This window comes from Candidatus Eisenbacteria bacterium (genome assembly GCA_016235265.1).
Taxonomy (GTDB): domain Bacteria; phylum Eisenbacteria; class RBG-16-71-46; order RBG-16-71-46; family JACRLI01; genus JACRLI01.
In genome coordinates this window covers 37,234-49,430 of record JACRLI010000025.1, presented here as the reverse complement: position 1 = coordinate 49,430, position 12,197 = coordinate 37,234, and the positions used below count along the sequence as shown (strand labels likewise).

8 protein-coding genes are annotated in these 12,197 nt (G+C 71.4%); 3 read left to right on the top strand and 5 right to left on the bottom strand.

What is annotated here, in order from left to right; translation table 11 throughout:
• Nucleotides 1-153: 153 nt before the first annotated feature.
• The gene (locus HZB25_13895) at nucleotides 154-1,839 is read right to left on the bottom strand and encodes a hypothetical protein (GenBank protein MBI5838326.1); all 1,686 of its coding nucleotides are present in this window, start codon (nucleotides 1,837-1,839) and stop codon (nucleotides 154-156) included.
• Nucleotides 1,840-1,892: 53 nt separating this feature from the next.
• A complete protein-coding gene (locus HZB25_13890) occupies nucleotides 1,893-3,530 on the bottom strand; it encodes a glycosyltransferase family 39 protein (GenBank protein ID MBI5838325.1) in 1,638 nt (545 codons plus the stop codon).
• 215 nt (nucleotides 3,531-3,745) lie between these two features.
• Here HZB25_13890 and uvrA point away from each other — a divergent pair, with 215 nt between their 5' ends.
• A complete protein-coding gene (uvrA, locus tag HZB25_13885) occupies nucleotides 3,746-6,583 on the top strand; it encodes an excinuclease ABC subunit UvrA (GenBank protein ID MBI5838324.1) in 2,838 nt (945 codons plus the stop codon).
• A gap of 75 nt (nucleotides 6,584-6,658) precedes the next feature.
• Here the strand turns inward: uvrA and HZB25_13880 are convergent, their stop codons facing one another.
• From HZB25_13880 to tdh, 3 genes are all read right to left on the bottom strand, one after another.
• Nucleotides 6,659-7,957 (bottom strand): hypothetical protein, encoded by a 1,299-nt coding sequence (locus HZB25_13880; protein MBI5838323.1) that lies wholly within the window; start codon nucleotides 7,955-7,957, stop codon nucleotides 6,659-6,661.
• Nucleotides 7,958-8,058: 101 nt separating this feature from the next.
• Nucleotides 8,059-9,270, bottom strand: coding sequence for a glycine C-acetyltransferase (locus HZB25_13875; GenBank protein ID MBI5838322.1), 1,212 nt, complete (start codon nucleotides 9,268-9,270; stop codon nucleotides 8,059-8,061).
• Nucleotides 9,267-10,340 carry an L-threonine 3-dehydrogenase gene (gene tdh, locus HZB25_13870; protein ID MBI5838321.1) on the bottom strand — a complete coding sequence of 358 codons (1,074 nt, stop codon included), beginning with the start codon at nucleotides 10,338-10,340 and terminating at the stop codon, nucleotides 9,267-9,269. The genes HZB25_13875 and tdh overlap by 4 nt, the downstream gene beginning before the upstream one ends.
• A gap of 295 nt (nucleotides 10,341-10,635) precedes the next feature.
• On the opposite strand from tdh, the gene gcvT reads away from it, so the two are divergent.
• Nucleotides 10,636-11,733, top strand: a complete 1,098-nt coding sequence (gene gcvT / locus HZB25_13865) for a glycine cleavage system aminomethyltransferase GcvT (GenBank protein MBI5838320.1) — start codon at nucleotides 10,636-10,638, stop codon at nucleotides 11,731-11,733.
• Nucleotides 11,734-11,783: 50 nt separating this feature from the next.
• Complete coding sequence (gene gcvH, locus HZB25_13860) at nucleotides 11,784-12,173, top strand: glycine cleavage system protein GcvH (protein ID MBI5838319.1); 390 nt, start codon at nucleotides 11,784-11,786, stop codon at nucleotides 12,171-12,173.
• Nucleotides 12,174-12,197 lie beyond the last annotated feature (24 nt).

Here is a 12,197-nt window from a genome sequence, read left to right as displayed (position 1 = left end):
CGCCCAACTGGCCACCTACGGGCTCCTGAGCTTCCTTGGCGAGCATCAACACCTCATGCACTCTAACTGAACCGCCGTATGCCGAACGGCACGTACGGTGGTGTGGGAGCTGGGGGCCTTGCGGCCCCCGGCTACCCGATCCCGCCGCCGCGGCTATCTCAGTTCGTAGATCCGGATGGTGGGCCCGGGATGGAGGAAGCGGTCGCCGGGAAACTCCGCGAGCAGCCGCGCCCCGCGCTCCAGGCCGCCGTAGAAGCGGCCGGGGGCGTTGGCCTCCCACTCTCCGTGGTGCCGGTAGCCGGCGTACACCAGGCTGGACACCATCGCGTAGCGGAAGCCCTGGAGCCGGTATTCCTCGAGGGAGCGGATGCGCTCCCCGGCCTCGGTCCACTCCTGGTCGTAGGGGCGCGGCCCCGGGTGCCGCAGCAGGTGCTCGTAGTACAGGCGATAGGCCTCCGCGGAGCCATACGCCGCGGGGCCGGAGGCCAGCCGCGCCAGCCTGTCGCGCACGTTGCCCGGGGTCATGTCCAGGGGGGCAGTGAAGGTGTTGCGGTGGTGCAGGGCGTCCAGCACGATCCGCGAGCCGGGGGCGAGGTGCGCTTCCACCCAGGCCTTGGCCAGCTCCCGGGTGTCCGGCCGGGTGCGGTCGAGGGCCACGCGCCCCGAATCAACCAGACACCAGCCCAACGCCAGCGCCGCGACGGCGGGCAGCAAGCCGCGACGGGGCGGCAGCGCCGCCAGGGCCGCACCCGCGTAGACGCACGCCAGCGGGAGCAGCGGCATGGCGTAGCGCGGCATCTGGTAGCGCGACAGCAGCAGCAGCGCGGCGAAGGCGGCCGCGAAGACCAGCGCCCCGCGCGCCCAGGCCGACCCGCTCCGCCACGCCACCACCGCCCCGGCGGGCGCCAGCAGCCACGCGGGCCAGCCCAGCAGCTCCGGGAGCACCAGGCAGGTGACTTCGTAGACATTCACCAGCGGCAGGAGCACGCGCGGCACCGCGCCCTGCCAGGTGGCGTACTGGGCGTTCACGAACACCAGGTCGTGCAGGAATGCACGGGCGTCCAGCACCGCCCACGGACACGCCAGCAGGAATCCACCCGCCGCCCCCGCGACAGCCAGCCAGAACGGCGCACCGATCGCCGCCCGGAGGCGCCGCACCCAGCCGCCGCCCTCCCGGGCCGCCAGGATGCCCGGCCACGCCAGCAGCGTCCATCCGCCGTAGTACAGACACGCCGCCGAGAACCCGCACGCCAGCCCCAACCCCAGGCTGCGACGGGTGCGGAAGGGCGGCGGGGCCGACATCGCGTACAGCGCCAGGGTGCTCCAGAAGCACATCGGCACGGTGGGAACGGTCACCCGCGACATGTCCGCGTGGAGCCAGTTGACCGCCAGCATCAAGGCCGCCCACGGCGCCGCGCGCGGGCCGGCAGCCCGCGCCGCCAGCGCCCACATGAGGGGCACCGTGGCCAGGCCGAGCAGCAGCGAGACGCCGCGTCCGACCAGGTAGAAGACGGACGGATCCGCGAAGTACTGCGCCGCGAACTCGGCGGCCCCCTGCCACGCGCCGGCCAGCCGGCCGGCCGCGAACAGCGCCACGTAGCACAGGAACATCAGGTCCATGTGCCACGTGCCGGGCCAGCGGAAAGCGTGGGGATTGAAGTCCCCGGTGCCGAAGCGCAGGGCGCGGAGCACGATCTGCGGCTCGTCGTGGTGGTAGAAGAGCGAGGGCAGCCCGTAGTGGATGCCCGGGAGGCGCAGCAGCAGTGCGGCAGCGAGCACCAGCCACAGCTCCCGGGGCCAGCTGCGCGGATCGAAGGGACGGACCTCCGATTCGCCCACGCGCGGCACGGTCTGACCGGCCCCGGGACGCGCCGGTCCGCCGGGCGGCGAGTTCAATAGAGCCGGCGCCATACGTAGATGGTGGGATGCAGCATCACCAGCTCCTGGGGCTCGGCGCGCGTGGGGGCCGACCAGCCGGCCAGCGTGGCGGGGCGGGCGAACTCCGTGCCGACCCATGCCTCCGCCCCGGCCCGCAGCGTGTCCCGGGGCGTGAGCAGCGCGGTCGCGGCCCGGGACTGCGACGGCAACCTGGATCCCAGCCGCGCCAGGTCCCGCAGCTCGAACTCCGATGCCACCACGGCCTGCGGGGCATAGGTTCGGAGCGTATCGAGGTCCAGCGGGCCCACGCGCACATCCAGGCGCGAGAGGTCCATGGGAGGGGTGGTGAAGTACGGCGGCTCCAGCAGGTGCACGCGCGTCCCGGCCGGCCAGCCCGCGATGGCCCTTGCCGCCAGGAGCCGGGGATCGGGCCCGAGCATCACCAGCACATACGCCAGCGCGAGGGCCCCCTGGGGCAGGATCGGGAGCGCCGCCAGGATTCCCGACATCGGTCCGCGGTCCGCGCCCAGCCGCGCCAGCAGCAGGGCCCAGCCCTCGGCGGCCAGCAGCGCGGCCACCGGCAGCGCCGGCAGGGCGTAGCGGGCGAAGTGCAGGTTCGCGGAGAGCAGCAGGGCCACCCACGCGGCGCTGAACAGGAACAACGCCTGCCGCCGCGCGTTGAAGTCCAGCAGGCAGCCGAGCATTCCGACCAGGAAGAGCGTGAAGGGCAGCCCGCAGCCGGAGAGGAAGGTGTGGTCCAGGTGGAAGCGCCACGCGGGCCCCGCGTCCATGAACTGGTAGCCGTGGGCGGCGGAGCCATGTCCCCACTCCGCCCGCACTCCCGCCAGGAACTCGGCGGGCGAGAGGAGCGCATAGGGCGTGCCCGCCAGGAAGCCGCCCAGGGCGCCCACCGTGGCGGTCATCAGCGACCCGGCGCGGTCGCGAGCTCGCTGGGCCGGGCCCACGCAGGCGTAGGCCACCGGCAGGAACGCGATTGCGGCGGGGTACTTGGCGGAAGCGGCCAGCCCGGCCAGAAGGCCCAGCCCGAGCGCATGCCAGCGGCCCGGGGCGCGCGATCGGGCCGCCGCCAGCGCGGCCACCGTGGCCAGGCTGGCCGCGGCCATGTCCACGGTCATGCTCGCGGCGCAGGCCAGGAACAGTGGCGCGCACGCCAGGATCAGCGCGGCGGCCAGGCCCGCCTCGGAGGCGAAGTAGAGCGCCATCAGCAGGACGGCCGCCCAGAGGGCGCTCACGGCCCGCCCCGTGCGGTACAGCTTCGCGGCATCCGCGGGGGAGGCCAGGTAGTGCGCGGCGTCCCTCGAGGCGGGGATCCAGCGGCGGTTCTGCGCCAGCGCCAGCGCCCCGCCCACGGCGTAGATGTGCAGGCTGGGGTAGTTGAAGAAGTGCGGGTTGAAGTCGCGCGCCGACGGCCGCATGGCGGCCAGCGCCCCCAGGATGGATGCCTCGTCGGGGTGGAAGGACTTGGCCGGCCCGGTCACGTACGCGCCCGGAGCGCCGGAGCGCGCGTAATGCACCGGGGCGTCACCCGGGTAGAACGCGGCGCGCTCCGCGGACGGCAGCCCCCATCCGCCCACCAGCCAGCACAGCGCGAAGAAGGCGGCACCCAGCGCGAGGGCCTTCACGAATCGCATGGCGGCAGTATAGGCGCGGAAAGGCCCGCTCCTCAACAACGCAGAGCGAACCGGGCCCGGAGCGGGCGGACTGCATCCAACCGGGAGGGCCCGCGGCCGCGCCGGCCCCCGGCACCATGCCCGCCGCATGGGTTGCGGACTCGCCGCCGGGGCCTTACCATGCCGGTGTCCGTCCGGGTTCCTCCGACGACACTTCTTCCCAGGTGAGCCAGACCATGCCTTCCGAGCACGAGCCCGCGCCGGGCCCGAAGATCCTGCTGCGTGGCGCGCGCGAGCACAATCTCCAGAATCTCGACCTCGACCTGCCCCGCGACCGGTTGATCGTGATCACCGGCGTTTCGGGCTCCGGCAAGTCCTCGCTGGCCTTCGACACCCTGTACGCCGAGGGCCAGCGCCGCTACGTGGAGTCGCTCTCGGCGTACGCCCGCCAGTTCCTGGGACAGATGGAGAAGCCCGACGTGGACCGCGTCGAGGGGCTCTCCCCTGCCATCGCCATCGAGCAGCGCAACGCGGGCAACAACCCGCGCTCCACCGTCGCCACCGTCACCGAGATCTACGACTATCTCCGGCTGCTGTACTCCCGCGTGGGCCGGCAGCACTGCCCCACCTGCGGCTCGGCCATCGAACGCCAGACGGTCCAGGAGATGGTGGACCGCCTGCTGGCGCTGGCCGACGGCACCAGGCTCAGCGTGCTCGCCCCGGTGGTCCGGCGGCGCAAGGGGGAATACCGGAAGGAGATGCTGGCGCTGCACCGCCAGGGCTTCCTGCGCGCCCGGGTGGATGGCCAGCTGGTGGAGATCGAGGAGCCGCCCGCGCTCAACAAGCAGAAGTGGCACACCATCGAGGTATTGGTGGACCGGATCGTGGTGTCCCGGGAGGAGGCGCGGCGGCTGGCGGATTCGCTGGAGACCGCGGCGCGGCTGGCCGGGGGACTGGCCCAGGTGGAGGTCGCGGGGGAGAAACAGCCGCGGCTGATGTCGGAACAGGCCGCCTGCCCGCGGTGCGGCGTCAGCTTCCCGGCGCTGGAGCCCCGCAGCTTCTCCTTCAACAGCCCCTTCGGCGCCTGCCCCGCGTGCGGCGGGCTGGGCACGCACCTGGACATCGACCCGGGCCGCGTGGTGCCGGACCCGGACGTCTCGCTGGAGGATGGCGCGTTGGAGCCGTGGTCGAAGATCATGGGCGGGTGGTACCAGAGCCTGCTGGCCACGGTGGCGAAGCACCTGAAGATCCGGATGGACACTCCCTGGCGCAAGCTCACCGCCGAGCACCGGAAGATCTTCCTGTATGGCGCGGGCAGGCAGGAGTTCCGATTCAAGGTGCAGTCGGAGAAGTCGAAGTACGAGCACCACGGCAAGTTCGAGGGCGTGATCCCCAACCTGATGCGCCGCTACGAGGATTCCTCTTCGGACCGGGTGCGGGAGTTCGTGCGCGGCTACATGACCGACCAGCCGTGCCCGGCCTGCTCCGGGCGCCGGCTGAAGCCGGAGGTGCTGGCGGTGCGCATCGGGGAACTCAACATCGCGGAGTTCACCTCGATGTCCGTGGAGCGCGCCCTGGACGTGACCCGGGGGCTCCGGTTCGGCCCCCGCGAGCTGGTCATCGCCGGGCCCATCCTCAAGGAGGTCTCGCAGCGCCTGAGCTTCCTGCTGGACGTGGGCCTGGGCTATCTGACGCTGGACCGACCCGCGGGCACGCTGGCCGGCGGGGAGGCGCAGCGCATCCGGCTGGCCACCCAGATCGGCTCGCGGCTCATGGGCGTGCTGTACATCCTGGACGAGCCCAGCATCGGACTGCACCACCGCGACAACCAGAAACTGCTGCGCACGCTGCTGGCACTCCGCGACCTGGGCAACACCGTGATCGTGGTGGAGCACGACAAGGACACCATGCTGGCGGCCGACCACATCGTGGACCTGGGCCCCGGCGCCGGACGCCTGGGGGGACGCATCGTGGCGCAGGGCTCGCCGAAGCAGGTGATGGCCACCGCGGACTCCCTGACCGGCCAGTACCTCTCGGGCCGCCGCGAGATCCAGGTGCCCGCGGAGCGCCGCCCGGGCAGCGGCCAGCGGCTGCGGGTGGTGGGGGCGGCCGAGAACAACCTCAAGCGCCTGACGGTGGACTTCCCCCTGGGCCGGCTGGTGGTGGTGACCGGCGTCAGCGGCTCGGGCAAGAGCACGCTGGTGAACGAGGTGCTGTTTCACTCCCTGGCGCATCACTTCCACGCGGCCCAGGTGACCCCCGGGCGCCACGACCGCATCGAGGGCCTGGAGCACGTGGACAAGGTGGTGGACGTGGACCAGTCGCCCATCGGGCGCACGCCGCGTTCCAACGCGGCCACCTACACCGGCACCTTCGGGCCCATCCGCGACCTGTTCTCCATGCTGCCGGAGTCGCGGGCGCGCGGCTACGGCCCGGGCCGTTTCTCCTTCAACGTGAAGGGCGGACGCTGCGAGGCCTGCGAGGGCGACGGGGTGAAGAAGATCGAGATGCACTTCCTCCCGGACGTCTACGTGCGCTGCGACGTGTGCCGCGGCCGCCGCTACAACCGCGAGACGCTGGAGGTGCTGTACAAGGGCCGCAGCGTCGCCGACGTCCTGGAAATGACCGTGGAGGAGGCGATGGATTTCCTCAAGCCCATCCCGACGGTGCACCGCAAACTGCGCACCCTGCACGAGGTGGGCCTGGGCTACCTGCACCTGGGACAGCCGGCCACCACGCTCTCGGGGGGCGAGGCGCAGCGCGTGAAGCTGGCCACGGAGCTCTCCCGCGTGAGCACCGGCCGCACCCTCTACCTGCTGGATGAGCCCACCACCGGCCTGCACTTCGAGGACGTGAAGATGCTGCTGGGCGTGCTGCACCAGCTGGTGGAGAAGGGCAACACGGTGGTGGTGATCGAGCACAACGTGGACGTGATCAAGTCCGCGGACTGGATCCTGGACCTGGGTCCCGAAGGCGGCGACGGCGGCGGCACCCTGGTGGCGGAAGGCACCCCCGAGCAGGTGGCGAAGGTCAAGGCATCCCACACCGGGGCGGCGTTGCGCGAGGCGCTGTAGACCGGGCGAGTTGCTGTGGGTCAGGCATGAATGCCTGGCCCGGGCGTTCCTGCAGGTCCGGCGTTCGCGCCCGGCCTACTCGCCCAGGAGGACCTTCAGCACCCCGTAGGGATTCACGTCCACGCGCCAGCTCCACGGATGGGCGCGCATGCGCGCGCCGCCGGCGGCCTCGCCGGGCTCCGCGAAGTACGGCAGGGGGTAGGACGCCCGGTCGTAGCGCACCGCCACGGCGTCCGCGTAGTGCAGGTTCAACCCGAAGCCCCACGTGCCGCCGGTGACGCCCATCGAAGCGGACTCGTCCATGTGGCCGGCGCGCAGCGCCAGCACTCCCAGCGCGGTCAGCTCGGCGCCCCAGCCCGTGGCGCTCCGCTCGTACACCGGATCGGGCCGCCCCACGAAGGTCATGATCGCGGGGCGGTGCCGCTGCGAAACGACTTCACCCGCCACCGTGAACGTGAACGTGGGGCCCAGCCACCGGGCCAGGCCCGGGGACTCGCCGAACTCGTCCGCCTGCAGGAAGGCCGGGAGCCCCGTCGTGACGCGGAGCCCGTAACCGGTGCGCCGCAACGCGGTCGGAACCACGCCGGGCTCGGGGGCGAAGCGGGTCGCGAGCACCGTGTCGCCGTGCGAATTGGTCCAACTCACACCGGCGTACAGGTCCACCGCGACGCCCCCGATCGCGCGCAGCCGCCCGCCGTCCGACTCGCGGCCGTCCCGCACCTCGCCGGCGAGGTCGTGCACCGGGCTCACGCGCAGGCGCAGGCCGAAATCGCGCGCCGTGCCCTGCACCGAATCCGGTGGCGGCCACGGGTAGACCAGGGGCACCGTGGAATGGAACCTCTTCCAGCGCCAACCGATCGCCAGGTCCGCGTAGCGGTGGATGGGAGGGAGCTTCCAACCCGCGAGGCCGGCAAGCCCCCGCGCCGTGGAGAACACCCGGAAGGCGAGGCCGAAATCACGGACTTCCTCGTAGCTGCGCCGGAGACCGGTGGTGTCCATCCCGTTCTCACCCAGGGCCGGCACCGCGCCGTAGTCCAGCACCGTGCCGCCCAGGGAATTGAACGGGCGGCCGCCCAGGCTCAGGCCCACGTCCGCGGCCCCCAGCGTCAGGGCATCCGAACGGAGCTCGACATCGTCCGCGAGTCGCGGCACCAGGCGCGTACGGGAGCGGGCCCAGGTGAGTCCCTTCGCGTCGGAAAGGTGCGCGGGGTTGAGGTGCGGCCCGAAGGCGTCGGCCCCTGGCACGGCCACCCCGGTGCCGCCCATCGCCCTGGATCGCGGCGAAGGGTCCAGAAAGGTGACGGGGAAGCCGGCCTGCGCCGCGGCGCCGCCGGGCAGCCCGGCGCCCGCGACAGCCGCGGCGACCAGCCACACCCAACCTCGGAGACGGGAGCCCCGTCGCGACCGTGCCTTCATCCGCCATTCCTCCGGGTACGGAAAGCCCCGCCTCGCAGGCGGGGCCTCCACGCCGAGCTCTACGCGATCAGCCCCAGCTTCCGTCCCACTTTCTCGAACGCCGCCAGCGCGCGGTCGAGCTGCTCCCTGGTGTGCGTGGCGGTCACGATGGTCCGCACCCGGGCCTTGTCCCGGGCCACGGTGGGGAAGCCGATGCCCTGCGCGAACACTCCCTCGGCGAACAGTTCGTCCGAGAGGCGCATGCCCAGCTCGGTGTCCCCGGCGATCACCGGCGTGATGGGGGTCTCGCTCAGCCCGGTGTCGAATCCCAGCCGCTTCAGGCCGGCCTTGAAGTAGCGCGTGTTGTCCCACAGCGTCTCGATGAGCCGGGGCTCGTTCTCCAGCACGTCGAGCGCCGCCAGGCACGCGCCCACCACCGCCGGCGGGTGGGAGGTGGAGAACAGGAAGGGCCGCGCACGGTGGTACAGGTACTCGATCAGCCGCTTCGAGCCCGCCACGTAGCCCCCCAGCGCGCCCACCGCCTTGGACAGCGTGCCCACCTGGATGTCCACTCTGCCGTGCAGGTCGAAGTGGTCCACGGTGCCGCGCCCGTTGCGGCCCAGCACGCCGCTGGCGTGGGCGTCATCCACCATCATGATGCAATCGTAGTGCCTCGCCAGCTCGCACAGCTCCGGCAGCGCGCCGATGTCGCCGTCCATGGAGAACACCCCGTCGGTGATCAGCAGCTTGCGCCCCGGGTGGTGGCGGTGCTCCTCGAGGATCTGCTTGGCGGCCTCCACGTCCTTGTGGGGGAAGACCTTGATCGGCGCCTTGCTCAGCCGGCAGCCGTCAATGATGCTGGCGTGGTTGAGCGAGTCGCTGATGATCAGGTCGTCCTTGCCCAGCACCGCGGAGACCGTGCCGGCGTTGGCGGTGAAACCCGACTGGAACACCACGCAGGCCTCGGTGTGCTTGAACGCCGCGAGGCGGCGCTCCAGCTCCATGTGGTCCTTCATGGTTCCGGCGATGGTGCGCACCGAGCCGGAGCCCACCCCCAGCCGCTGCACGAACTCCAGCGCCGCCGCGCGCAGCTTCGGGTGCGTGGTGAGCCCGAGGTAGTTGTTGGAGGAGAGGTTGATCACGCGGCGGCCGTCGAAGGTGCATTCGGCCTCCTGCCCGCCCTCCAGCACCCGCAGCTTCCGGTACAGCCCCTGGGATCTGAGCGCATCCAGTTCGCCGCCCAGCTGGTCTTCGAACCGGCGATTGCCCTGGAATCCGCCGGTGGCGGTCATCGACTCTCCCGGATGCCGCCGGCCTCGGGGGGCGCGACCTTGAACACGATCTTGCCGCACTGGCCCGAGGCGATGAGCTGGAAGGCCTTCTCGAACTCCTCCAGCGGCAGCTTGTGGGTGATGATCGGCGAGAGGTCCAGCCCGCCCTCCAGCAGCGCGCGGGTGGAATACCAGGTCTCGAACATCTCCCTCCCGGAGATGCCGATCACCGTGGCGCCCTTGAAGATCACCTGGTTGGTGAAGTCGAACGGGAAGGGTTTGCTGGGCAGGCCGATCAGGGAGGCCCGTCCGGCGTACTTGAGGCACTTGAAGCCCGACTCGATGGCCGCGGGCGCTCCCGCGGTCTCCAGCAGCACGTCCACGCCCGCCCCACCGGTGAGCTGGTGCACCTCGGCCACCACGTCCTGGGTCATCGGGTCGAACACCGCCGTGGCCCCGACCTTCTTCGCCAGGTCGCGGCGCAGCGGCTGGGTCTCCGTGGCGAACACGTGCGAGGCGCCCGCGAACTTCGACAACGCCACGCAGAACAGCCCCAGCGGGCCGCAGCCGCTCACCAGCACGCTCTTGGCCGTCAGCCGGCCGGTGAGCGAGGTGTGCACCGCGTTGCCGAAGGGCTCCTGCAGCGTGGCGATCTCGGGCGGGAAGCGCCGGTCGGTGACCCACGCGTTCTCCGCGGGGATCACCGCGTAGTCGGCGAAGATTCCGGGGCGGTCCACCCCCAGGATGGACACGTTCTCGCACACGTGGCCCTGGCCGGTGCGGCACTGGTAACAGGTGTGGCAGATCACGTGCGTCTCGGCGGTGACATAGTCGCCCACCTTCACGTTCTCCACCTCGGAGCCGCACTGGACGATCTCGCCGCAGAACTCGTGGCCGAACGTCATGGGCGCCTTGAAGCGGCTGGCGGCCCACTCGTCCCAGCTGTAGATGTGCAGGTCGGTGCCGCAGACGGAGGCGGCCAGCACGCGCACCAGCACGTCGCGCGGACCGGGGGAGGGCACTTCCACGGTGCGCAGCTCGGCGCCGGCGCGGGGACCGGGCTTGACCAGCGCCCGCATGGTCTTCGGGATGGCGGGCGCGGCCGCCTTGGAGACAGTCGATTGCGTCGTCATGCGACTCCCAGGGCCGGGCCAACCGCATCCCGGCCAAGAAGGTAGATGGTCGCCTCCGGGGAACGAGCCATTATAGGAACGCCCTTCGGAGCGGGTCAACGCTCACGAAGCGGCGACCACGGAACCGCGTGCCCGGCGCAGGCTGCGGGCCATCGCGGGCCGGCAACCGCGGCCCGTCGCCTTGACAGTGCGCGGCACCGGTCCTACATTGCGAGTACCCATCCTCACAAGCCCCGGCAACGAAAGGATCTGCGTGCCTCAGACAACCCCCTTCATCGACCAGCACCGCGAAGCGGGGGCGAAGATCGTCGACTTCGCCGGTTGGCTCATGCCCATCCAGTACCAGGGCATCCTCCAGGAGCACGAGCGCGTGCGGCGCGACGTGGGCCTGTTCGACGTTTCCCACATGGGCGAGATTTCCGTCACCGGGCCCGGCGCCGAGGCGTTTCTCGACCGGCTGCTGCCCTGCGACATCCGCGGCATGGACGTGGGCAAGGTGGTGTACACGCCCATGTGCCTGCCCGCGGGTGGCATCGTGGACGACCTCCTGGTGTACAAGCGCGAGCACGGCTACCTGCTGGTGGTGAACGCGGCCAACACCCCCAAGGACGTGAAGTGGGTGCAGGCGCAGGCGCACGGCGTCGCCGGCGTGAAGGTGGCGGACGAGAGCCCGGCGTGGGCCCAGCTCGCGGTGCAGGGGCCCAAGGCCGAGGCCCTGTTCCGCGGCCACGTGGCCGAGGCGGCGCTGCAGCTGCCGTTCTACCGCTTCGCCGAGCTGGACCTGTGGGCGGTGCCGAGCATCTTCTCGCGCACCGGCTACACCGGCGAGGACGGCTTCGAGATCTACTTCCATCCGCAGCACGCGAAATGGATCTGGGAGAAGGTGCTCGGCGTGGGTGCCGCGCACGGCATCGGGCCCGTGGGCCTGGGGGCGCGCGACACCCTGCGGCTGGAGATGAACTACTGCCTCTACGGCAACGACATTGACGAGACCACCACGCCGCTGGAGGCCGGCCTGCAGTGGACGGTGCGCCTGGACAAGGGCGAGTTCCTCGGCGGCGCCCCCATGCGCGCGCAGCGCGACGCGGGCGTGCCCCGCAAGCTGGTGGCGTTCGAGATGTTGGACCGCGCCATTCCGCGGCACGGTTCGGAGCTGGCGGCCGGGGGAGCGGTGCTGGGGCCGGTGACCAGCGGCACGTTCAGCCCCACCCTGCGCAAGGGCATCGGGATGGGTTATGTGCCCGCCGCGCACTCGAAGCTGGGCACCGAGATCGCCGTGCGCCAGCGCGGCACGGAATCGCCGGCGAAGATCGTCCGCAAGCCCTTCTACACCGAGGCGACACACAAGTAGGCCCGGCCCGGCCGGGCAGGACACCCAATGCAAGGGACGGGGGGAACCAGGTGAGCACCATCAGGCAGGAACTCAAGTACACCAAGGAGCACGAGTGGGCGCGGCTCGAGGGCGGTGAGTGGGTGGTGGGGCTGACCGACTACGCACAGGGCGAGCTGGGCGACGTGGTATTCGTGGAACTTCCGAAGGTCGGCGCGGAGGTCGTTGCCGGAGCGACGTTTGGGACCGTCGAAGCGGTCAAGACCGTGAGCGACATGTACGCCCCGGTGTCGGGCACCATCACGGCGGTGAACGAAGCCCTGGGCGCCGACCCCGGGGTGGTGAACCGCGACGCCTACGGCGACGGCTGGTTCGTGAAGATCCGCCCCTCCGGGCCCGACCAGGGCAAGGACCTGCTCGAAGCGAAGGCCTACGCGGCGCTGATCGGACAGAGCCTGTGAACTACTTCAGCACCAGCCCGGCCG